The sequence below is a fragment of the Pseudomonas sp. NFACC10-1 genome (assembly GCF_900119195.1).
Lineage (GTDB): Bacteria > Pseudomonadota > Gammaproteobacteria > Pseudomonadales > Pseudomonadaceae > Aquipseudomonas > Aquipseudomonas cerasi.
Genome location: NZ_FPJB01000004.1, coordinates 438,118 through 463,864 on the forward strand (window position 1 = coordinate 438,118; position 25,747 = coordinate 463,864).

Consider the following 25,747-nt stretch of genomic DNA (forward strand, 5'->3'; position numbering starts at 1 on the left):
CGGGTAGACTTGTCAAACGTTAGCTCTACTGCACCACCTGTCGCTTTTGCACCAAGCAATCACAACAGGATATATATCACAACGATAAAAGCAGAAAAGCTAGTTAACCGTGGCCTACCCCCGACTTTTCTGGGACCTCAATATAAAATAACTCTGAATGAATCTCCCAAGACATCCAGCCTGGCCCTGGCGAAACATTTAGAACCCCCTCTAATAAATACTCTCTAGAAGATTGCTCAATATAAGCACGACAGCCAAACTCTTCGACTGTTTCATTGCCAGTTGATCTTTTACGATCCGCTGCGTATTCAGTAATTATCCTTTTTGAAAAGGAAACACCTTCAAAAACAAACCAGCAGCCACCTACAAACTCATGCATGGCATATTGGCTATCAGCCTTGCTTCCATATTGAACCCACTCGCCAGCGTCAGTGCGGGCTCTTAAAAGCCCATCACTTAACTTCCATTCAACATATTCAGTCTGCCTTGACGGATCGTAAATATAGTGCCTCGGAAATATATCTTCTATACCACTGCCTTTATCTTTATCGCACTTGACAAAATGAACCCCACTTGCTTCTTTTGAAAGAAAGCCATATGGAAGTGCTAGCCCTCCCTCAACAAAAACCCTAAGCACTCCAAGCTTCTCTTCTGAGAACCCATATGTGCAATTAAATGTATCAATATCATCAAAGCCAACAAAAACTATCACTTGAGTTTCTCCAGAACAATAGTTTTCATGCTATCTAGATTCGTAATTACACTTCCATCTGTACGAAGGAATGTTTGCCCTGCGAATCGAGAGTCAAGAGAGCCATTTTGTATAACTCGCAACCCTAGAGACTCTAATTCAGATGTACTTGGTATTTTTCCGTAAGGGTTCGCAGCATTTGCGTTGACAAATATCTTTCCACCAGGTTCAACCACGCGAGTAGCTTCAGGAAGAAAATCCATCATTGAGTTAGTACCACCTGCACTCTTGGGAATGAATGGATTACTAGCAACAATCTCTCCCACCGAACTATCCTTGAAAGGAAGTTTCGTTGCGTCCGCTCGAATACCAGACTGAATATCTGCTCGGATATCCACGTTTATAGCACCAGGAGTTTGAGCATTTTTCCCACCAAATAATTCAACGGCGGGTTTCCCACCAGAACTAGCTAATTCTCCTGTCGCTTTTGCACCTGCCCCAAAAGCATCCAACAGAAGCTTACCAGCTCCTCGCAAAATAATCGCCTCTGCGACCGAAGCAGCAGCGTTGATGGCCATCGCCGTCAGCGCACTTTCATCTGGCGTTTTGCTCGCCGGGTTGAACGAGCTGAGTACCCGTTGTCCCTCGGTTGACACATAAGGCTGAGTGATAGCACCAGCAGACTCTGCAGCGTTGTTAAACGACAAGGTCGCAAGTCCGCCAAGGGCCGCAGGAGCCAGGCAGCCTATGATAGAAGCACATCCTGGCAGGGTTATGACGGCTCCAACCGCCGAAGTCCCTCCAATGTAGGTGTTCACGCTGGTATCAATGACAGCACCGGCCCGCGTAACCGCTTCATCATGCCGACTGATAAAGTCGTCAGCACTGTCAATGTAGCTGTAGTCAAACTGACCTGTTGCCTTGAGATCAGCCAATTCACGGGTATAGCCAGCTCCCTTGGCTTCAAGAGCTTTCAGTCCTTCGTAGTTTTTATCCGAGGTAGGTACAGAGGTGCTGCAATGGACCAAGGCGCAGGCGGCGGCATCTAACCTTTCAGCACGATCCGGATTTTCATTACGCGCTTTTTCAAGCTCCATCGCAGCCGGTTCATGTAACCCCTTGTTGTATTGCGTAGCGTTCCTGGCTACCCAACTACCCTTCTCAATCGAGCTGGCATCAGCGTCTTTCTGAGTGGCCGCAGCCAGAGCGCCGACTATCTGAGAACTCATGGTCAGAAGGTTTTTATTACCGTTGACCAGACTATTCAGGTGTCCAACCAAAGCTTCGTTAGCTCCTGCGGCCAACGCTCCCGTTCTGAAATCTCCGCCAGTGGCCTTTGACAGCAGTCCTCCCACCATTGCGTGAATGATGACCTTGGGAGGCATACCCTCCGCAAATTTGCCGTAGGTATAGTCACCCACTGCATTGAAACTCGCCGCTGCCAAGGTATTGAACAACGCAGTCTTGAGTGCATCACTGCCGCTGCCGCCCTTGCCAAGAGCATTACTCAGCAGCGCTGACGTCCCGTTCTGCAGAACCTGATTACCGGCAAACTGACCCACGCCTTCCCAAGTGGAGAGTTTGGCTCCAACAATCTTGCCGGTGTTCGGATCACTATGCGTACCCGTCCAACCATCAAAGTACGCAGCCGTCAGACCCGCCGTCACTCCCGAGATGACATACCCTTTTATGGCATCGGAAGAAGTTACATCTTTAAATACCGCCCCAAGGTTTCCACGGTTATTAATAACGCTGACCGTTGCGTTGGTAGCGGCACCCGCTGCAACAGCACCTGCGCCCGCTGAGAGGAACGCTGCCGTGTTGGCGCTCATCGTACCTGCCGTGACTGCTGCCCCTGTGGATGCACCTACCGCGCCCATTGCCATAGGCCCCACAACAGCAGCCATGATAATCGCGATGATAATTTGCGAGGCTGGACCAAGGCCCGAGTTGCTGTACTTGAAGGAGTCGTGAATCTCCTTCACTTGCCGCCAGTCCACGTCACCGCGTTTTTCAGCATCCTTGAGCCAGGCCAGTTGTGGATCGGCTTTGACCATTGCATCGATGCTCTGGGTGACCGTTTGCTGATCAACCTGCCTGATATCGATCTGCAATCCATTGACGGCTTTAATGGTTACTTCACCGGCGGCAACCAGTTCGCTCTGGCGTAAGGTCTCGTCGGTATTACCTTTACCTTTGGAGGAAACCCAAAAGGCGTTGTTGTCACTCTTCTCATGACTCTCCTGATGCAGATCCTTCACGCCCTCAAACGTAACCGCACCACCACTTTCAATCGTCAGGTCCTTGCCACTCTTCAGCTTCGCAGCCTGATACTTCTGATCGCCGCCGCTTGACAGCAACAGGTCGCCACCGGTAGTAATTTCGCTACCGACGTTTTTCACATCGGTCACTTCGTCACGCTGGGTTTTCTTCGCGCCGAAGCTGCCTTTTTTCTTCATGTCGTACAGCGAATAATCACTGTCCTGCGCAGCAAGAATGTCCAGATTCTCACCCGCAACCAGATACGCCTCTTTCCCAGCGGTAATACGGCTGGAGATCACGGCCAGATTCTGCCCAGCCTGCAAAGCCACACTGCCGCCCGCTTTCAGGTCCGCAGACACCTGGCTGACATGATCTTCCTGCTCGGTCACCTTCTTGCTCTTGCCGTAGGAATGCTGTTCATCAGCCGCCGAGGACAGGGTCAGGTTTTCCGTTGCGGCCATCGCGATGTCGCGTTTGGCGTCGATGCTGCTGGCGATCACGTTGATGTCGCGGCCGGCCTGGGCCGTCAGGTCGCGTCCGGCGCTGACTGTGGAGCCCAGTTGCGTAATGCTGGAATTACTGGAGTTCGCGCCGCGTGTCTGGCCGTTTTCGGTCTGGGCCGAATCGATAGCGACGTCACGGCCCGCAGAGATGCTCAAATCACGACCAGCCTGCAATACGCTGCCGGTGTTTTTCACATCACGACCCGCTTGCAAGGACATGTCGTTGGCCGCTTCGATGCGTGCCGCGCTGTCAGCAAAGTCCTGACGCCAGGTCGCATCATCCGCAGCGCTCTGATGGCTGGTCACCGTGCGTTCGTTGATGACATCGCCGCGCAGGGCGGTCAGTGTCACATCACGTCCGGCGATAATGCCCCCGGACTTGTTGACCAGGTCGTTACCCGCCAGCAGGTCCAGACGGTTGCCAGCTTCTATCAGGCCGCTGTTGACCAGATCATTTCCAGCAGCAGCCGACAGGTTATTGGCCGCTCGCAAGGTGCCGACGTTGTCGAGGTTTTGCCCCGCGATCAGAGAGACGTCGTTACCGGCAATCAATGCACCGGTCGGGCCAAGGCGATTGTCGGCCTGAGCCATATACAGCACCGGCACCAGCACTTTTTCGCCATTCACTTCATGCTCTTCGAGCCAGACGATGTCATGGGTCAGCGCTGCGACTTGTTGTGAGTTCAGCGATACGCCGACCGCCAGATTCAGCTGCTGCTTGCTGGCGATTGCGTTGTTCATCAGGTACTTGAACTGGGCCTCGTTGGAGGTTTGTCCATCGATGAACGCCTGACCGGTGCGGGCCACGACTGCTTGCTGGACGAGGCGTTGCTCATACAAGCCATCGCCCAGGCGCTTGGCACTGACTTCGGGGTCGTAGCCTAGGCCTGCGAGCAGGTAATCCGAACTCATGAACTGCTTGAGTTCAGTGAGGACCGGGTTGGTTTCGATCAGGTATTTTTGCGGTTTAGAGACGAAATTGCTGCTTGGCAAGCCTTCTACTCGGGTCACCGTTTGCGCTGCCGCCGAAACGAGCGGCGTAATAGCGCTGGCCTGTGCCACTGTGGCGGGCTGAGTGATAGCGGTTGAAGCAGGCGTGGTCGTGACAGGGTTTAGAACAGCAGCAGTGACAGGACTGACCGGAGCAGCCACAGCGCTGCGAACCGGTGCAATGACCGTTCCGCCTTGAGCACTTACAACCACCTGGGTGACTGCAGCAGTCGCGCCTGACTGGGCACCGGTCGTAGCCTGATTGACAAAGCTGACCAAGCTACCTTGCGTACCATTTACAATCTGACCGGCCTTGTTGACCTGGGTGCCCTGCACCATTCCAGCGTTTTCCGCGGCCGAGTTACCGGAAGAAATGGCGGTGATAGCCGCAACACCTGCCGTCGATCCTGCATTCTGGACAGGCAACAATACGCCGCTGCCCTGATTGCCCGTCGCAACGCCGGTCACGCCGTCGACGCTGGTGACACCTGCGGAATCAGAGGTATGCCCAGGGAGTACAAGCCCGCCGACAGGTGCGGCACCTGGGGCGCTGGTGTCGAAAGCAGATGCATTGGCGCTCACGCCTGCGCTTTGCCGTGTAACCGAAGCAAGCTGGCGAGTGGCGCTGGCTATCTGGCCTACCGAGCCGATCTGGATGGTGCTTGCCTGGGCATCAGAAACGGTTTGCTGGCGTTGCGCGACGGAGACCGCTGCGCTGCCCATCGTCCAGCTTTGCGGCAGGCCTACAGGTTGAGCGACAGTGGCTGCGGTGCCCGTCTGGCCGCTCAGGCGGAACAGACCGTTCTGGCCGGTGGGCAGGCTAAAGCCTGGCAGACTTAACGGGTTGACTTGTTGCTGGGCCAGGTCTGGCGGCAGTTGCTGGTTGACGGTAATGCGCGTGGAGAATTGGCTGCCTGGCGCATTGGTATCAGTGCGCGAACCGCCGCTCACGTAGCTGTAGCCAGCGCGTACGACGTTGTTGCCGATGTTTTTACTGGCGTTGACGTTGACCGCACCGCCGGCCTGAATAATGGCGGCATAGCTCTGATCGCCGTTCGATAACTGAGTAACCTTGCGGAACTCGGGCATCTCGGTTTCAGTGGTGGCGATAAAGTCGGCCATTGCCGGTTCCAGGCCGCTGAGGTTGTTGGCGTTATAACCGCTGCTGGTAAGCCAGTACTTTTCAGTAAAGTCGCTGGCGGCATTGGTCCAGGAACCGGCGTTGGTGGTGCGAGCACTGCGGTAAACACGCACTGTTTCGGTATCGCTGGCTTCTATGCCGGTGTTGGTCAGGTTGTTCAGCGTAGCGGTGAAGTTGCCGCTAGTGACGATGGTGCTGCTCTGGTTGTACAGATCACCGCCGTTGATGTTCAGATTACCGCCAGCGGTGATGCCGGACGCAGCACTGGCTGCGGTTACTTCCAGCTTTTCACGCTGGGTGATTTCCCAGGTATGAGTTGCCTTGCCGCCGCCGCAGTCATTGTTATAAAACTCCCGGTTACATGCCCCCTCATCAATCCTGGCGGTGTAGATACCGCCATTGCTGGTGGTCAACAACGCACGGATATTTTGTATCGTGCTCGCCGCCAGACTCATGCTGCCGTCGCTTTGCATCGACGCCGAACTGTTGACGATGCTGTCGGCAAGGGCGCCTTGCCCGTTACGGTCAATCGTGAGATTACCCAGGCTGTAGATGTTGGCGTAGCTGTTGTTCAGCGAACTGACCCGCAGGCTCATGTTGTTGCCACTGAAGATCAGCCCGCGGTCATTGACCAGCGAGCCGGTGGTCACGGTCAGTGCTTGACCACTGCCTAGCGTGCCCTGGTTGTTGATGCTCCCTGCATTGACGGTCAGGTTACTCGCCGAGGTCAGGCGGCCGACATTGCTCAATTGCCCCCCAACCGAAACCGTGGTGTCCCCGCCGCCAGCGATGGTCGAAGCGGCGTTGAGGTTCACTTGCGCGGCACTCAGTCCGAGCGTCCCGAGGCTGCTGAGACGGCCATTGCCGCCGTATGTACCGCCGATATTGAGGCTTAGCGAGCCGTCACTGGCAATCAGTCCGTCATTGTTCCAGTTACCGCCGCTACCGACGAAGCTGGTGGAAGCCAGAAGTTGGCCGCTGGCGGTCTGGCTGAAGTTATTGACGTTGACGTTCAGACGCCCGGCCTGGATGACGTTGCTGTTGGTCCAGCTATCGGCACTCAGTGTCAAACCACCACGGGTAACGACGCTGCCGCCAGCATTGGTGACGTTGGCCGTAGAAATATCAAACGTGCCATTACCCGTATGCAGCAGCGAACCGCCACCATTGAGGAAGTTGCCAGCGTTGAGAGTCAGGTCGCTGTTGGCGCTTTCCAGGGTGCCGTTGCGGTTGTCGAACAGGTTGCCGATCTGGAAGTTTGTGGCGCCGCCACCGCCCAGCGCACGCAGTTGTCCGGTCTGGTTGTCCAGACTGGCAGCGGTCACGGCCAGGGTGCTGTCGCTTTCGATGATGCCAAGGCGGTTGTTCAGTGCGCCGCTCAGGTTCAGCTCGACCTGGCCACCGGCGATCTGGCCGTCGTTGTCGCCGCTGTTGTCGAAGTTGCCACCGTTGACCCGCACCAGGCCTTTGGCGTACAGGCCGCCGTTGCGGTTGTCGAAACCCGGGGTGGTGATCAGCGCTTCGCCGGTGCGTGCGGAGACTCGCCCGCCGTAGTTGTCGAAGCCGCCCAGCGCGGTCAGGTTGAGGCGTTGCGCCTGAATGACACCGCCCTGGCGATTGGCGTCATAGCCATTTTTCAGCACGCCGGCCAGTTTCGCGGTGAACAGACCTTGCAGGCTGGACAGCACTCCGCCCTGACTGTAGAGGTTGGCACCGGTCAGGTTCAGGTCGCCGTTCTGCGCGATGATCCGGCCGTTCTGGTTGTCGACGGTATCAGCGACATCGACAACCAGTGCGCCGACGCTCTGGACCGCGCCACGAACGTTGGAGAGGCTCGCTGCATTCAAATGCGCATCGGCGTTCTGGCTATAGATCAAGCCATCAGCATCGTTGAGGACACTGCCACCCGCGACGACTGTCAGTGTGTTGTTGGCAGCAACAGTGCCGCGGTTGCGGTTATCCAGTTGCCCGGATGTGTTGAGGGTCATCAGGCTTTGGCTGATCAGTTGCCCGGCCTGGTTATTGATCGCCGCGCTGCGCCGCAACAGCAGGTTACCGCCGCTGGCCAGCTTGCCGCTGGTGTTGGTCAGGCTGCCCAGCAGGTCGAGTGTCATATCGGCCTTGCTGCTCAGGTTACCGGCGCTGTTGTCGAGGCTGCTGCCTTCGAAGCTGAAACCCTGCTGCGCCGTCAGGTTACCGGCCGCGTTGTTCAGGGCATTGGCTTTGATGGTCAGCCCTGCACCACTGTCGATCAGGCCGTTCTGGCTGTTGTTCAGCAGGCCCGCGACGGTCAGGGTCTGGCCGGTTCCGCTGGAGAGGATGCCGCCGCTGTTGTCGAGGCTGTCAGCGGTTACGCTCAGTGTGTTCTGGCTGACCAACGCACCGTTGCTGCCGTTGAGCAATTCACCGGTCAGGGTTGTAACAAGGTTGCCGTTGCGGCTGGACAAAGTGCCGTTGGTACGGTTATCGAGGCGGTTGCCGGAAACGTTCAGGCCCTGCCAGCCGGATATCAGGCCGTTCTGGTTGAGCAGGTTGGTCGCGTTGACTGTCAGCACGTTGCTGCTGATCAGCTTGCCGCTACTGTTGTTGAGGGTGCGGCCATCGAACCTGAAACTCTGTGCGCTGGAGACCTCGCCAGACTGGTTATTCAGGTCGCGAATGCGGTTAAGGGTCAAAGTCCCATCAGCGGTAATCAGGCCGCCGAGGTTGTTGAGGTCGTTGCCTTGCATGTCGATGGACAACCCGGCGTCGCCCATCACGCGTCCGCCATTGAGCGACAGTGCATTGAGGACCAGAGTCATGTCACGCGTGGCCGACACTTCGCCGCTGTTGCCGGCATCCAGGCTGCCCGCCGTCAGGTTCAGGGTGCCGGTACTGTTGATCAGGCCTTTGGCGGTGTTGTTGATCGATGTTGCGTTGAGGATCAGGCTGGTGCCGCCCAGCACTTGGCCATTCTGGTTATCGAGGCTGGCCGCGCCCACCTTGAGCGCCTGAGCAGCGTTGATCAGGCCTTTGTCACGGTTGGTGAGCAGGCCGGTAACCGTCAGGTCCAGGTTGTTGCGGCTGGTCAGTGTACCGCCTGTGTTATCGAGGGTATTGGCGGTGGCATCGACACCGGCTGCGGCGATCATGCCTTTGACGTTGGTCAGCGCACGGGCGATGCGCAGGGTCAGCAATTGGTTGCTGAGCAGTTTGCCGCCGCTGTTATCCAGTTGTTGCGCGTTGACGGTGAACGCCTGAGCGCTGGATATTTCGCCGTTCTGGTTCAGAACCTCGTTGACGTTTTTCAGCAGCAGTGCGCCCGGCGCGTTGATCAAACCGCCCTGGTTGTCGAGCTGGCCGTTGTTCAGGTCCAGGCTCAAGGAGGTGTTGCTGAACAGGCTACCGCCCTGCTGACTCAGGCGGCTGACACTGGCGGTCAGTGCCTGGCTGCTGCCGATGCTGCCGCCATCGCTGTTGGTCAGTCGTGCGGTCGTCAAGTCCAGGCGATTGCTACTGCTGACGCGACCGTTATGGCTGTTGTCGAAATCCCCGGTCTTCAGGGTCAGCAGGCCTTTGCCGCTGATGTTGCCTTTCTGGCTGTTATCAAGACTGGCACTTTTCAGGTCCAGTGCGCCGTCGGTCAAAAGCTTGCCGCCCTGGTTGCTGATTGCCCCGGTGCTGTCGAGGGTCAGTTTTCCAGCGCTGGAAATGCTGCCTGCGGTATTGGTCAGACTGCTGGTCCTTACCGTCAAAGCATCTTCGTTGCTGATCAGGCCTTGAGTGTTATCGAGTGCTGCAGACAGGTCGATACCCAAGGCTTTGAGGGCACTGAGCGCACCACCGGTGTTGTCCAGGGTGCTACCGACCAGCGTCAAGCCGCCTTGGCTGGAGAGCAGACCGTTGGTTCGGTTGGTGATCTGCGCAACGTTCAGATTCAAGGCTTTCTGCGCCAGCACCTGACCGCTGTCGCTGTTGTTCAGTTGCTGGCCGGTCAGGGTTATCTCATCCTGACTGGACAGTTCACCGCCACGGTTATCGATGCTGGTGAAATTGATACCGAGGGCTTGGGTTGCGCCGATGAAACCGTTCTGACGGTTGTCCAGCGCGTCGCCACGCAAGGTCAATGTGCCTTGGGCAAGCATCTGGCCGTTCTGCTGTAGAAGGCTGCCGATCCGTGCGTTGAGGTTCTGTTTGCCGGCGATCTGGCCGAGGCGGTTGTCCACGGTCGCGGCGTTCAGCGTCATGTCAGCGTCGCCGACCAGCGTGCCCTTGACGTTGGTCAGGGCGGTATTGACCATCAAGTCCAGAGCTGCGCGGCTGCTTATCAAGCCTTCGGTGTTGTCCAGGCTGTCGCTGCGAGTATTAAGGGCCGCAGCGGAAATCGTACCTTTGACGTTGCTCAGCGCCTTGTTGACGATCAGCGTCAGGGCCTGACTGCTGAGCAGTTTGCCGCCACTGTTATCGAGGCTGTCGACGTTCAGGGTGAAGGCCTGTGTACTGGAAATTTCGCCGTTCTGGTTGGCCACGCCGTTGAGATTCTTCAGCAGCAACATGCCCGGGGCGTTGATCAGACCGCCCTGATTGTTCAACTGGCCGTTGTTCAGGTCGAGGCTCAGCGAGGTGTTGCTGAACAGCTCACCACCCTGCTGGTCGAGGCTGGTCACGCTGGCCGTCAACGCCAGCGCACTGGCAATACGTCCGGCGCTCTGGTTGATGACCTTGCCTGCCGTCAATCGCAGGGTATCGCTGCTGGTCAGGCGACCGCCCTGGCTGTTGTCGAACGTGCCGGTGGTGACCTGCGTGGCGCCCTTGCCAGCCAGTTTGCCCGCCTGACTGTTGTCCAGGCTGGCGCTGGTCAGTGTCAGCGTGGCGTCGGTAGTAACGGAGCCCGCCTGGTTCTCCAGAGCGCCGGTGGTGGTGACGCTCAAGGCATCGGCACTGGACAGGCTGCCTGCTGCGTTTTGCAGCGAGGCGGCATTGATCGTCAACGCCGCTTCACTGCTGAGCAGACCAGCGCTGTTGTCCAGCGCACCGGACACATCAATGTTCATGTCCTTCTGGCTGGCCAGCGTACCGCCTGCGTTATCCAGCCGTGCACCGTCGAGACGCAGGGTGTTACCGAACAATAGGCCTTTGTTGAGGTTGATCACACGCGCCACTTTCAGCCCCAGCGCCGTACCGGCGAGGACCTTGCCGCCGTTGCTGTTGTCGAGCGTCTGACCAATGATGTCCACACCGATCTGGCTGGACAGTTCACCGGCCTTGTTGTCGATGTCGGCAACATCGATTTTCAGCGCTTTTGTAGAGCCCACCAGGCCGCCCGACCGGTTGTCGAGGGTTTTGCCGGTCAGGGTCAGATTGCCCTGCGCAACCAGCTCGCCGCCCTGCTGGGTCAGACTGCCGATATTGGCGACCATATCTGCCTGACTGGCGATACGACCGTTGCCGTTGACAACGCTGTCGACCTGCAACTGCATCAGGCCAGCGGCGTTGAGCAGACCGTTCTGGTTGTCCAGACGCGTGCCGACCAGTTCAAGACCGGCATTGCTGTTGATCAGGCCTTTTTGCGTGGAGCTCAGACCCGTCTGGCTATTGTCGAGGGCATCGACGAACAGCTGCAGGCCTTTCTCGGCACGAATCGCACCGCCACGGTTATCGACGCTGTCGCTATGCACGATCAACAGGTTCTGCGCGGCAATACGGCCGCCGCGGTTGTCCAGCGTCTTGCTCGACAGGTCCATCAAGCCTTTGGCTTGCAGGCTGCCACCCGCGCGATTGTCCAGCGCTCCGCTCAGTTTCAGAGTCAGTTGGCCATCTGTGACCAGTACACCGGACTGGCGGTTGTCCAGACTCGCGGCACCGATGTCGATACCCTGCCCTGCGCCCAGCGTTCCGGCCTGATTGTCGATGGTTTCAGTGATCACCAGTTTCAGGAACCGGTCAGCCATGACCTGGCCAGCGGCGTTATCGAGGCTCAGCGCATTCAGGGTCGTGTTACCGGCGCTGGTCAGCTCGCCGCTGCGGCTCGACAGCTGGCCAGTGACGTTTACCAGCAGGTCGGCATCGCTGCTCAGGCTGCCACTGTTGTTATTCAGCTCATTGGCCGTCAGATCGATGCCGTTGCCAGATACCAGACCGCGTAGGTTGGTCAGCAGTTGGTCAACACGCACGATCAGCGCTTTGTCGCTGAGCACCGAGCCAGCGGTGTTGTCCAGCGACGTCGCAGCCAGGGTGAAGCCGTTGGCGCTGGAAATTTCACCGCTGCGGTTGCTGACTGCATTGAGATTTTTCAGCAGCAACTGGCCCGGTGCGGTAATCAGACCGCCGTCGTTGTTCAGCATGCCTTTGCTTAAATCGAGGCTGACATCGCTGTTGCTGTACAGACGGCCATCGTTGGTCTGGTTCAGGCCGGTGATCACGGCAGTCAGGGCCATGGCGCTGGCGATACGACCGGCGTCACTGTTATTGACCAACCCGGCATCGAGCTGAAGGATTCCGGTACTGGTCAGGCGGCCGCCTTGCTGGTTGTCAAAAGCACCGGTGACGAGCTTCACGCCCTTGCCGGCGATACGACCGTTCTGGCTGTTGTCCAGGCTGGCGCTGGTCAGCGTCAGGGTTGCATCACTTAGAATCTGCCCGCCACGGTTCACCACGGCACCATCGACCGTCAGGGACGAGTTGCCGGAGCTGGTGATACTACCGGCAGTATTGCCCAGAGAAGTGGCGCTCAACACCAGCGTGCCATCGCTGCGCAATGTCCCTTGATCGTTGCTGAGGACGCCCGTGTCTTTCAGACCCAGACTGTTTTTGGCGTAGACGCTGCCACCGCCCGTGTTGATCAGTTGCCCGACGTTCAACTGCACGCTCTGCTGGCCGGAAACGGCACCAGCGCTCTGGTTGTTCAGGCTGTCGGCATTGAGCAGCAACGCACCATTGGCCAGTAAACGGCCCTTGCCACTGTTATCGAACTGGCCGACGGTTGCGGTCAGCTCTCCAAGGCTGGAGAGCTCCGCGTTGCGGTTGTCCAGCGTCGCGGCACTCAGCTCGACACCGGTGGCGGAAATCAGGCCGCGCAGGTTGGTCAGCAACTGGGCGACACGCACGATCAAGGCTTTGTCGCTGATCACCGAACCTTCGGTGTTATCCAGCGTGGTCGCGGCCAGCGTGAAGCCATTGGCACTGGAGATTTCACCGCTCTGGTTGTTGACCACGCTCAGGTTTTTCAGCAGTAACTGGCCCGGCGCGTTGATCAGGCCGCCTTGGTTAGTCAGCAGGCCGTTGCTCAGGTCCAGGCTGACATCACCGTTGCCGTACAACCGGCCATCGTTGGTCTGGTTCAGGCCGGTGACCACTGCGGTCAGGGCCATGGCGCTGGCAATACGACCGGCGTCACTGTTGTTGACCAGCCCGGCATTCAGCTGGAGTGCGCCGGTACTGGTCAGGCGGCCGTCCTGATGGTTGTCGAAAGCGCCAGTGGTAAGCACCACGCCATTGCCCGCAATGCGACCACTCTGGCTGTTATCCAGGCTGCCGCTGGAAAGCGTCAGACCTGCATCACTGATGATCTGCCCGCCCTGGTTGACGACGGCAGCATCGACTTTCAATGTGGCAGCACCGGCGCTGGTGACTCGACCGCCGGTGTTGGCCAGAGAAGCTGCTTTCAGGTCCAGCGTGCCGTCACTGCGCAGTACGCCCTGATCGTTATTCGATGCACCGGTGAGCGTCAGACCGAGCGTGTTTTTTGCATAAACGCTGCCGCCGGAGTTGGTCAGTTGCCCCAGATTCAACTGGACGCCCTGCTGTCCGGAAACCACGCCGTTCTGGTTATTCAGGTTATCGGCTGTCAGCAGCATTGTGCCGTTGGCCAGCAGGCGCCCTTTCGCGCTGTTGTCGAACTGGCCGATGTTGGCAGTCAGGGTGCTCAGACTAGAAATTTCCGCGCTGCGGTTGTCCAGCGTTGCAGCACTCAGATTGAGGCCATTGGCGGAAATCTTGCCGCGCAGGTTGGTCAGCAACTGATCGACACGCACGATCAGCGCTTTGTCGCTGAGCAGCGAACCCTCGGTGTTGTCCAACGAAGTGGCCGCCAGCGTGAAACCGTTGGCACTGGAGATTTCACCGCCTTGGTTGTTGACCACGTTCAGGTTTTTCAGCAGCAACTGGCCAGGCGCATTGATCAGGCCACCTTGGTTGGTCAACAGGCCATTGCTCAGGTCCAGGCTGACATCGCTGTTGCTGTACAGCCGGCCGTCGTTGGTCTGATCAAGGCCGGTGACCACGGCAGTCAGGGCCATGGCGCTGGCGATGCGCCCGGCGTCGCTGTTGTTGACCAGCCCGGCATTCAACTGAAGTGCACCGGTACTGGTCAGGCGGCCGTCCTGATGGTTGTCGAAGGCTCCGGTACTGAGAACCAGACCTTTACCGGCAATGCGCCCGCTCTGGCTGTTATCGAGGCTGGCGCTGGTGAGTGTCAGTTGCGCGTCGCTGAGTATCTGCCCGCCCCGGTTGACAACGCCGTCATTGATAATGATCGACGCAACACCGGCGCTGCTGACGCTGCCCGCGCTGTTGGCCAGCGAGGCTGCACTCCCGGTCAGTGAACCGTCGCTGCGCAGCACACCCTGATCATTCTTCAGTGCCCCGCTGACGGTCAGGCCAAGACTGCTTTTGGCAAAAACGCTGCCCCCACCGGTATTGTTCAGTTGGCCCAGGTTCAGTTGCACGCCCTGCTGCCCGGAAACGATCCCGTTCAGGTTATTCAAGCCGCCCGCGGTCAATAGCAGCGCGCCATTGGCCAGCAGGCGACCTTTTTCGCGATTATCGAACTGGCCTATGGTTGCCGTCAGGCTGCCCAGACTGGACAGTTCGGCGTTGCGGTTATCCAACGCTGCGGCGCTCAGGGTGACGCCGTTGGCGGAGATCTGCCCGCGCAGGTTGGTCAGCAGCTGAGCGATACGCACGATCAACGCTTTGTCGCTGACCAGCGAGCCGTCAGTGTTGTCCAACGAAGTCGCTGCCAGCGTGAAATCGTTGGCGCTGGAGATCTTGCCGCTCTGGTTATTGACGACGTTCAGATTTCTCAGCAGCAGCTGACCAGGAGCGGTTATTTGCCCGCTCTGGTTGTTCAGCAGGCCATTGCTCATGTCCAGGCTGACATCGCTGTTGCTGTACAAGCGCCCGTCATTGGTCTGATTCAGGCCCGTAACCACGGCAGTCAGAGCCATGGCGCTGGCAATACGACCGGCGTCACTGTTGTCGACCAGCCCGGCATTGAGCTGGAGTGCGCCGGTACTGGTCAGGCGGCCGTCCTGATGGTTGTCGAAGACTCCAGTACCGAGCACCAGACCTTTACCGGAAATACGACCGCTCCGGCTGTTATCAAGGCTGCCACTGGTGAGTGTCAGTTGTGCATCGCTGACTATCTGCCCACCCTGATTGACCATCGTGCCATTGAAATTGAGCACACCTGTGCCGGCACTGGTCACACTGCCGTTGGTGTTGGCCAGACCGGCTGCCTTGAGGTCCATTGCGCCATCACTGCGCAATACGCCCTGATCGTTTTGCAACACACCGCCCAGCGTCAGGTTCAGCGCATCCTTAGCGTAAACGCTGCCCCCACCGGTATTGTTCAATTGCCCCAGGTTCAGTTGCACGCCCTGCTGACCGGAAACGATCCCGTTCAGGTTGTTCAAGCCGTCCGCAGTCAACAGCAGCGCGCCACTGGCCAGCAGGCGGCCTTTTTCACGGTTATCGAACTGGCCAACGTTGGCCGTCAGACTGCCAAGGCTGGATATTTCGCCATTGCGGTTGTTCAGTGAGCCCGCTGTCAGATCAAGACCGGTCGCAGAAACCAGACCGCGAAGGTTGGTCAGCAACTGATCGATGCGCACAACGAGCGCTTTATCGCTGAGTATCGAACCGTCGGTGTTGTCCAGCGAAGTGGCTGCCAGCGTGAAGCTGTTGGCGCTGGAAATCTTGCCGCTCTGATTATTGACCGCCGTGAGGTTTTTCAGCAGCAACTGACCAGGCGCAGTGATCTGGCCGCCCTGGTTGGTCAACAGGCCATTGCTCAGGTCCAGGCTGACATCGCTGTTGCTGTACAGTCGGCCATCGTTGGTCTGATCAAGGCCGGTAACCACGGCAGTCAGCGCCATGGCGCTGGCGATGCGACCGGCGTCGCTGTTGTTGACCAGCCCGGCGTTCAGTTGAAGCGCGCCGGTACTGGTCAGGCGGCCGTCCTGATGGTTGTCAAAAGCGCCAGTGGTGAGCACCACGCCATTGCCGGCAATGCGACCACTCTGACTGTTATCCAAACTGCCGCTGGAAAGCGTCAGGCCCGCATCGCTCAGAATCTGTCCGCCACGGTTGGCGACTGCGCCCGTTGTGCTGACGGTTGCCGTGCCGGCACTGGTCAAGCTGCCGCTGTTGTTACTCAGAGAGGCCGCGCGCACGGCCAGTGTGCCGTCGCTGCGCAGCACGCCCTGATCGTTGCCCAAAGCGCCGTTGACGGCCACATTCAGGTTGCTTTTGCCGTAGACACTGCCGTTGCCGGTGTTGGTCAGTTGCCCCAGATTCAGCTGTACGCCTTGCTGTCCGGCGACCGAGCCGTTCTGGTTGTTCAGGTGGTCAGAGGTCAGTTGCAGCGCGCCGTTGGCCAGCAGACGGCCTTTTTCGCGGTTGTCGAACTGGCTGACAGTCGAGGTCAGACTGCCGAGACTGGAGATTTCCGCGCTGCGGTTGTCCACGCTTGCCGCGTTGAGCAGCAGATCGCCATTGGCGCTGATAAGCCCCAACTGGTTGAGCAACGGCCCGGAAATACGGGCGGACAAAGCGCTGCTGCTGAACAGCTTGCCTTGCTGGCTGTTGTCCAGCGAACCCGCAGTGATCGTCATAGTGCCATTGCTGCTGATCAGCCCGCTCTGGCTGTTGAGCACCTGAGACGCGTTGATATCGACAGTGCCGCCCTGGCTCAAAATTCGGCCTGACTGACGATTGTCGATGGCAGTAGCTACGATGCGTGTGCTCGACTGACCGTTCAGTGTGGCCCCCTGATTGTTCAGGGTCTGGCTGATGCTGGCTTGCAGGGCGCGGCTGGCGGTGATGCTGCCGCTGTTGTTCAGACCGTTGGCAGACAGCGTCACATCGCCCGATGTGTTGCGGCTGTTGTCTGCATTGACGCCCGCCTCGATCACCGCGGTGTTATTGATCTGACCGCCTGCGGAAAGTGTCAGTGCATCGCGTGCGGCGACGTTCTGCCGGGTGATGAGATCACCTGCCGTGGTCATGCCCAGTGACGACCCAGCATAAACCGGCCCGTTGACCTCGGCACTGTTGGCCTTGACCGCCACAGCACCGCTGGCAGCGGTCTGCATCATGCTCAAGTGGCCGTTGGCATCAAGCTGGATATCTCCGCCACTGGCCGCCAGATCGCCAGCCAGCCTGACGCCGACACCCGCCTCGGTGCCCACCAGACGGATCGCGCCGGCATACATGCCGCCCAGCGCCGAGCTGTCGACGGCCAGTTCCGGTTTGGCGCTGCCGTCGTCAGGCAAGGCGGTGGGATTCAGCGTCTGTGCGTCGACATCGTTGCGACCGGCAATGATGTTGAGGCGCTTGGCGTGTATCTCGGCATTGATCTTCGCGCTACGGGTGATGATGTCGAACTGGTCGACGTTGTCTGCGTTCAGCCCCACACCGTCGATGGATATGCTGCCGCCCTGCACATTGAAACGCTGCAACTGCCCGTTGGCATCCAGCACCGGTTTGCCGGTGGTCAGCGTGACCTGCGGGGTATTGATGAAACCGCAGCCGTTGCAACTGATGCCGTATGGGTTGGCGACGATGACACGTGCCGCCTGCCCGGCCACTTCCGTATAGCCTCTAAGCTGACTGGCGTTGGCCCCGACCACTTCGTTGAGAATGGTGCTGGCCGCCGTGCCGCGCAGGTTGGAGTTGCCGACGATGATGCCGCCCAGTTGAGTGCTCTGGGTCTGGTTGGTGGAGTTGTTGAGGATGACGCCCTGGCTGTCGACGTTGAACTGCTGATACTGGTTGTGTGACAGGCCGCTGGCATTCGGCGCGGCAATATTGACGATAGGCACGCCATTGCCGGCCTGATTCAGGCTGGTATTCGTGCCGCTGACCACGATGCCTTCGGCCTGAACCAGCATCGGCTGCCAGAACATCGCATTGGCGAGAATCAGCGCGAGGCCGCGCTTGGGCATTCCCCAGAAAGACCGGCGCTCGACCAGCACAGCAGAAGGCTGACGAGCAAGCAGAGCCAGTTGGTGAACGTCCATGTAAATGACCTCGGAACAGGTAGGTTGAATACGGTGTGATTAGAGGAAAAAGTCCATACGGAAATAGATCGGCGCTTCGCGCTCGATCACACCGGGACGTTCCAGGGAATGAGCGAACGTCACTGAGGCAGCAACGTGCTGGCCACGCGTAAACAGCTCGAACGAGTTACTGGACAAGCGCCCATGCTGATTGCCGTTGTAACGGTCATTGCGAATAACACCCTGGTCGTAACCGGCAGCCGCGCCATACTCGGCGAACACCGGGCGCAGCCAGTCCAGGGTGACCGGGCGAGTCAGGCGCAACTCGTTACGCCAGTAACCACCGCTGTCGCCAGACAGAAACTCATCTTTGTAACCGCGCACCGATGCTGATCCGCCCAGGCTGGTGCGTTGCGAGCTGAACAGCACATCCTCACTGCGCTGCCCGGTGGCCAGGCTGGTGAAGCTCAGGTTTTCGCCCCACAGTTGAAAGGGGTGCAGGTAGCTGAGGGTGCCGGTGTATTTGCGATAACGTGCATCAGCCTCACCCGGGCGAGGATCGTGGTTGCCCTGCGCGTCCAGTGCACCGATGCCTTGCTGCATGCCCAGATCGATGTTGACGAACGCCGAGCCAACCCGCCGCCCATGGTTGATACCGAACTGCGCCTCGGTGATGCGATTGCTGCTGACCGCCAGCTTGCTGTCTTCGACATAATTGTTGGTGCGCAGGTAGGACAGACCGGCATTGAGCGAGGTCTTGCTCAGCGCGTCGCGATACACGACCCGCTCGGCCTTGAACTGGTGGTTCTGGCTATCGCCGTCCTGCTTGAAGTTGACGTTCGAGGCCTGCGCCACCGAACGATATTCACTGATGTTGTACAGGTAGCTGAACGTCCACCAGCCCCACGGCAGGCTGTAGGCAAGCGAGGCGTTGCGGGAGGCTTTCTGCCGATCGCTGATCGCATCGTGGCCGCCGCGCAGGCTGAACTGGTCGGCCAGCCCCGACGGATTATCCCACTCAAGGCCGGCGTTCCATTGCTGCTCACCGGTGCTGCGCTGACCTTCGTTGGTACGCGACAGGTTGGCCCGCCATGGTTTTTGCGGAGTGTTCTTGACCACTACGTCACTGCCGCCGACGACTTGGCCGGGGGTCAGTTCCATCTGCGCCTGATTGGATGGCAGGCGATTGAGCTGATCGACCATCTGCTCGATTTCGCGCAGGTTGACCATCTGGCCTTCTTTACCGGGAAACGTCATGGCCAGCTCACGCGCCGACAGGCCGCTGGCGGCATCGCCACGCAGATGCTCCAGCTTGCCTTCGATGACCAGCACTTGCAGGTCGCCTGTCGACAGGTCCTGTTGCGGCAGGTAGGCGCGAGTCGTCACCAGGCCTTTTTCGAGGTAGTGATCGGTGATGACTTTAAGCAGCTCATTGAGCTGCGCGACACCAAGGCACTTGCCGATATAGGGCTTGGTCAGCGCATCGCGCTCGGCGGCCGACAGCGAGTCGGCGCCCTTGAGCTCAATACGATTGATGGTAAAACAACGTGTATCGGCCGGAGAACTCGGGGCAGCGGGTGCGGCTTGTTTGCCCGGCAGGTCCTTGAGTTCTTCAAGACGGCGGCGCTGCTCTTCGAGCAGGCGATCCTGACGGTCACGAATAAGATCCTGGTCACCTGGCAAACTGGCGGGAGCAGTGGCTGCAAGCAAGGTAGCTGGCGCGAGGGCGAGCAGTAGCAGCAAAGCCAGTTTTAGGGCATGAGGATACACGGCGCGTCCTTGCGGTAGCATATTGATATCAAAAAGGTGGGCAATACTAGAACGCCATCATAGCGGCGTCAAATATTTGTATCGACCTTGTATCCGATTTGTTGAACTTTTTTTAAAGCTTATTTTTACAACACTGACCTTTAGCCAGCGCTCAAGGGTCATGTGCTTAATATTGATAGGGGACAGCGTATCTTTTCGACATAGTATTAAGGTCATAATTAAATATATGCAGAAATGCTGATCGGCTAGCACGCGAAAACCGGATCGTGTCAAGGCCGCAGATACACTAGTAAAATGACTATGGTCTAAGGAAACAGGCGCAAGCATGCGGACCTTTCAGGGCTCTGGATCGGCGCCGACGGTCCTTTTTTGCATGGACGGGGTGTAAAACAGAGGCAGCAGGTTTCGATCAAACCCTGTGGTGTGGCGCATGAGCAAAACGGGGATGAGCAATAACAACTAGTTGTCGGCCAACACTCGACAATGAACCGCTATGCCAGAATCAGTGCCGTCTCCCGCTGTATGCAGTATCGCGAGGTGTGCAGCCCTGCATTTGTTTAAAAGCGAGTCATCGACTCTACAGCCTCCCGCGCCACGCACGGGAGGCCTATCGAATCACTGTTGCCCGGACAACTTCATGATCATTCGCGACAGCAAGTAGATCCGCGGCGCCACGCTGCCCACTTCGGCATACTCTTCGGGCGTATGGATATTGCCGCCGACAATCCCGAAGCCATCCAGCGTTGGTGTACCCACGCTGGCAGACAGGCTTGAATCCGCCGCCCCGCCGCTGCCCTCGATGGTCAGGGTGCGACCCAGTTCGCCGTAGATGCCTTGCGCCATCGCGACCAATGCATCGGACTGCGCGGTCTGCGGCATCGGTGGCAGGCCACGGACCAGACTGGTCTTGACCTCGGTATCGGGCACCAGCTTGTTGGCCGACACCCTGGCCAGGTCCTGCTCGACGCGGTCGAACTCTTCCGGTACGGCAGCGCGCACATCGGCCTTGGCGCTGGCCTGATCGGGAATCACGTTGGTGCGATCCCCCGCCTTGAGCACGGTGAAGTTGACGGTGGTTTTCTTCTCATCGTCACCCAGCTTGCCGAGTTGCAGGATCTGATGGGCAACTTCGGTCGCGGCGTTACGTCCCAGCTCAGGCGCAACGCCTGCATGCGAGGCCTTGCCCTTGACTTCGACCAGCGCGGTTGCCGAGCCTTTGCGCCACACCACCAGACCGTCGGCCGGACGACCCGGCTCGAGGTTGAGGGTGACGTCATGCTCCTTCGCGGTTTTCTTGATCAGCTCGGTAGCAACGCCTGAGCCGGTCTCCTCGCTGGCGTCGAGCAACACCGTGATTTGCGCGTAGTCGGTGAATTTCAAGTTGTGCAGCACCTTCAGTGCATAGATAGCTGCAACGATGCCGCCCTTGTCATCCATCACCCCTGGGCCATAGGCACGCCCGTCCTTGATGTGAAACGGACGCTCGGCCGCGGAGCCTTCCTTGAACACGGTGTCCATGTGCGCCATCAGCAGAATCTTCGCCTTGCCGGTGCCTTTCAGGGTGGCGATGACGTGGTTGCTGGCCTCTGGCGTATTTGGAACGAGCTCGATGGTGGCACCGAGCTTTTTCAGTTCTTCGATCGCGATGTCGCTGACCTTGGTCAGGCCCGGTACATACCCGGAACCCGAGTCGATGTTCACCAGACGCTCCAGCAGCTTCAAGGCTTCGTCCTTGTATTGCTCGGCATCGGCCTGGATGGCCTTGTGCGGTTCGGCCATGGCCGCCGGTGCCAGAGCTGTCAACGCAAGCGCCAGGGCGAGATGGGCGGCCAGTGGCGAGCGGGTAAATGAGCGCATGTGTTTCATCCTTGTGTTCGATCATCGAGGTTTTCTCAGGACCATACCCTACACACGCACCGGCCGTCATGGCTCAGCTCGCCTTGCGCCAGCGCTCGAAGCGGTCGAACAGCAGCGCGTAGAGGATCGGAATCAGGCCCAGTGTCACCAGCGTACCCAACGCAAGGCCACCCATGATGGTGATCGCCATGCCCTCCCAGAGCGGGCCGGCAAACAGCATCAGCGGCACCAGCCCGATGATGCAGGTCAGTTTGGTCATCACGATCGGCCGCAAGCGCTTGATAGCTGCATTAACCACTGCATCACGCACCGCCAGGCCTTGCTCGCGTTCAGCCTCGATACGTTCGAGCAGCAGCACGGCGTTGTTGACGATGATGCCGGCCAGCGACAGCAGCCCGAAGGTGGCCATGAAGCCGAACGGATAGCCGGTGAGCACCAACGCCAGCGCCACGCCGATCAGCACGAAGGGCACGCTGGAGATGACGATCAGCAACTTGCGGAACGAATTGAACTGCCAGACGAACAACAACAGCATCGCGACCAGTGCATGCGGCATGTACTGCAACAGCGCCTGATTGGCTTCGGCCGAGTCTTCAATTTCGCCACCGGGTTCGATGTGGTAACCCGCCTGCAGGCTGATTGCAGCTATCTGCGGTGCCAACTGTTCGACGATCGAGGTCGCCGTCATTGACGGATTGTGCCCCACCACCGTGATTGCGCGTTGCAGATTACGCCGCTGAATAGTCGATGCCTCGGCCCTGGGCTCGACAGTGGCAATGGCCGACAACATCACCGGCGCGCCCCCGGAAGCCGGGTAAATCAGGGTGCTGTCCAGATCATTGCCCGGTTTGCTCAGGGTGCTCTGCTCGCGCGCCACAATGGCGACAGCAGTATCGCCATCCTGCAGCGACGAAACGGACAGCCCGCTGTTTCTCAGTTGCAGGGCCTGGGCGACGTCCTGAGTGGCAACACCGGCCTGCAGGGCCTTGTACGAATCAACAACAACGTCGTAACGCAGCAATCGCGTCCGCCAGTCATCGTGGACATCCAGGGTTCCGGGCAACGCCGACAACGCCTGCTCGATCTGTCGGGCAATACCGCGCAACACGTCCTCATCAGGACCGATGACCCGGTAGACCGCAATCCCCGCCTCGGTGGTACCCATCGAGAATCGTTTGGGCTGCGCTTCGATTTCGGGGTGCTGCGCGAGGATAAACTGCCGTGTGCGCTCGATCACCGCATCGAGGTCGGCACCTTCACGCACGCTGACAGTGAAATACGCGATATTCGGCGCGGGCAACGGGGGATTGAGGCCCAGCACGATCCGCGGCCCGCCACTGGCGACATAACCAATACTGTGTTCCACATCCTGATCGCTGCTTAGCCACTGGCTGATATCACGCACCGCTCGCGACGTGTCTCGCGAGCTGCTGCCGGGCTCGAGCACCAGCGGAATCTGGAACTGCATGCGGTCCGACTTCGGCAGAAAATCGTACGGCACCCGGGTCAGCACCACGACCGCCAACGCCAGCAAACCCATCATGCAGGCGATGAAGAGCAGCGAGTGATTCAGCAAACGCTCGATGACCTTGCGATAGCCACGGTAGAACAGCGATGCATACTCATCGGCATCATCCGCCGACGCTTTGCCGGCCGGCACCCTGGCGAAGTAAAAGCACAACAGAGGCGTCACCGTGATGCTGAGCAGCCAGGAGCTGATCAGCGTCGTGGCGAGCACAACTGCCAGCGAACGCAGGTATTCGTTGGTACTGGTCTGCCCCAGAAAGAAGGGCGAAAACGCCAGGACGATGACCAGTGAAGAAGTCAGCAGAGGGATCATCAAGGTGCGCCCGGCCTCCTCACAGGCGCGCTGTCGATCCTCCCCCGCATGCAGGCGTCGCTCGATGTCTTCGGCGATGACAATGCCGTTGTCCACCAGCAAGCCCAGCGCCAGGATGATCGCGGCAATCGACACCGTCTGCAGCTCGATCCCCAGTGCGCGCATGACCAGCAGCGTACTGAGGATGGTCAAGGGCACAATCACCCCGACCACCAGCCCGGTGCGCCAGCCCAGAAATAGCATGACCACGCACATCACGATCACCACCGTCTCGGCCATGACGTGATACATCTTGCTCATCTCGTGCTCGACCACGCTGGACTGGAAGGTCACCACGTGCAAGGTAAAACCCGTCGGAAGTTGCTGCTCCAGCTCAGCGAGTCGCTTGCGCAAGGCATCACCGAAGGTTTGCACATTGAGGCCTGGCTGCATCGAAACGGCCAGTACCACAGCATTCTTTCCCTGATAGATCGCTTCGGTTTCCGGCGGGTCGACAGGGCTCACCGATACCCTGCTCAGGTTCTGCAACGCGACCTTCTGACCACTGGGCAACTGCACCGGGAACTGCCGAAGCTGCTCCGGCGAAAGCACCTCGCCACTGATCGAAAGCGTAGTGCTCTGCTGCCCGATGACCGGGTTGCCTCCCGTCGCGATCAGGTTGCGGGCCTGCAGTTGCTGAAGCAGCTGTTGCGGAGAAAGTCCGGCGGCGGCCAGCGTCTGGTGATTGAAGTCGAGGTAAATGCGTTCATCCTGCAGCCCATACAGCTGGACCTGATCGACGCCCTTGAGCTCATAAAGCTGATTACGCAAGCGCTTGATCGGGCCGCGCATCTCGCTCATGGTGAAGCCCGGCGCGGTCAGCGCGATCGAAGCCACGGCGACGCGACCGAAATCATCATCGACAAAAGGCCCTTGGGTGCCGGGCGGAAAACCACCGCTCGTTTCACTCACCTTCGCCCGGAGCCGTTGCCACAGCAGCCCGAGATCCTTGACGTTGTCATACGCCGTAACCTGCACGATCACTCGGCCAGGCTGGACCGTGGTGAGCACGTTCTTGATCTCGGCCAGTTCACGGATACGCTCTTCGAGCGGCCTGGCGAGCAGTTCCTCGCTGCGCTCTGCGGACAGCCCTTCCAGAGACACACTGACCAGTGCGTCACGAACGGTCACCGACGGCTCTTCCTGAGAAGGAAAGCTCAAAAACGTGACAAAACCGGCCAGCAAAATCAGCAAGGCGGCAAACAGGGTCAGGCGGCTTGCGCCCATGGCGCGGGAGGTAAGGTTCATTGCGGGTCACCGGTCAGGCGAGTGTCTGAATGAAACAGCGTGACGGGCTGACCGTCCTGCAGAAAGGCGGCGCCGGCAGTGACCACCTGCTCACCTGCGACCAGCCCGCTGACGACCAGTGCCCGACCTTCTCTGACCATACCCAGCGTCACGGAGCGTACGGCGACTGTTCCTCCCGCCTGGTAAACGAAGACTTCAGCAAGGTGGCTGTTGGCACCCATCCTTAACGCTTGCACTGGAACCGACAGCGTCTGTGAGTCGGCAGCGGGATGCATTTGCACAAGCAGCGTGACGCCACTGGGCAGCCTGCCGGCAGGCCGCAGCACTCGGAACACGGCCGTTCTGACCAGCCCGTCATCGGCGCGGGGCGAAATGCCTTCCAGGGCGAGATCAAACCCTACCGTACCGTCTGCGCTGCTGGAGGCGCTGGCGAGGTCGCCCGGCTCGAGCGACTCGGCAAGTGCCAACGGAACAGCCGCCACCACTTGTTGCTCTGCGGCGGACTCTATATCCAGCAGCACCTGTCCGGCGGGCAACAAGCTCTGCGGTTGTGCATGACGGGCCACCACGCGCCCGGCAAAGGGTGCTATCAAGCGGGTGCGATCCAGTTCGCGACGGGCCAGATCCAGCTCGGCTTGCGTGCGCATCAGCTCAGCGCTGGCTTGTTCACTGGACGAGTGGGCCGACTCGACCACGCTCTGGGCGACACTGCCCGCTGCGAGCAGGTTTTGCTGACGCTGGTAGTTACGCTGGCGCTCCAGCGCCTGGGCACGGGCCAGACGCAAAGCGGCCTGCGCCTCCTGCAGACGCAATTGCGCAGGCTGCGGATCAAGGCGGGCGAGCACCTGGCCCGGCTTGACGCTATCACCAATGTCGGCCCGCAGTTCTGTCAGGGTGCCTGCCGATTCAAACGCCAGACTGGCGCGATCCTGCTGCCGAACGGTGCCAATGAAGCGCAACGCAGCGCCCTCTCCTGCCCGGACCGTCTCAACCTTGACAGCCCGGACAGGCGGAACGCTGGCCGTCTGTTTATCACCGCAGCCACTGATCATCAGAGTGATCAGCACGACGCCGCAAGCGCGCGACACACACCGCCGTAGGGCCGGAAACGCATCAGGATTCAATCGCATGGCAGGCTTCAACCCT

Annotated in this window: 6 protein-coding genes; all 6 read right to left on the reverse strand. The window is 59.1% G+C overall.

Annotated elements, in window-relative coordinates:
- Positions 1–103: 103 nt before the first annotated feature.
- The 6 genes from BT119_RS14325 to BT119_RS14350 all read right to left on the reverse strand — a co-directional run bounded on the left by BT119_RS14325 (position 104) and on the right by BT119_RS14350 (position 25,731).
- Positions 104–712, reverse strand: a complete 609-nt coding sequence (locus BT119_RS14325; RefSeq protein ID WP_072366139.1) for a hypothetical protein — start codon at positions 710–712, stop codon at positions 104–106.
- Positions 709–17,868 (reverse strand): two-partner secretion domain-containing protein, encoded by a 17,160-nt coding sequence (locus BT119_RS14330; protein WP_256573020.1) that lies wholly within the window; start codon positions 17,866–17,868, stop codon positions 709–711. Before BT119_RS14330 ends, BT119_RS14325 begins: the two co-directional genes overlap by 4 nt.
- 39 nt (positions 17,869–17,907) lie before the next feature.
- Positions 17,908–19,617 carry a ShlB/FhaC/HecB family hemolysin secretion/activation protein gene (locus BT119_RS14335; protein ID WP_072366141.1) on the reverse strand — a complete coding sequence of 570 codons (1,710 nt, stop codon included), beginning with the start codon at positions 19,615–19,617 and terminating at the stop codon, positions 17,908–17,910.
- Positions 19,618–20,232: 615 nt separating this feature from the next.
- On the reverse strand, positions 20,233–21,474 hold the full coding sequence (locus tag BT119_RS14340; RefSeq protein WP_072366143.1) for a M20/M25/M40 family metallo-hydrolase: 1,242 nt from the start codon (positions 21,472–21,474) through the stop codon (positions 20,233–20,235).
- A gap of 73 nt (positions 21,475–21,547) precedes the next feature.
- The gene (locus tag BT119_RS14345; protein ID WP_072366145.1) at positions 21,548–24,601 is read right to left on the reverse strand and encodes an efflux RND transporter permease subunit; all 3,054 of its coding nucleotides are present in this window, start codon (positions 24,599–24,601) and stop codon (positions 21,548–21,550) included.
- A complete protein-coding gene (locus BT119_RS14350; RefSeq protein WP_072366148.1) occupies positions 24,598–25,731 on the reverse strand; it encodes an efflux RND transporter periplasmic adaptor subunit in 1,134 nt (377 codons plus the stop codon). Before BT119_RS14350 ends, BT119_RS14345 begins: the two co-directional genes overlap by 4 nt.
- Between the last annotated feature and the right edge of the window lie 16 nt (positions 25,732–25,747).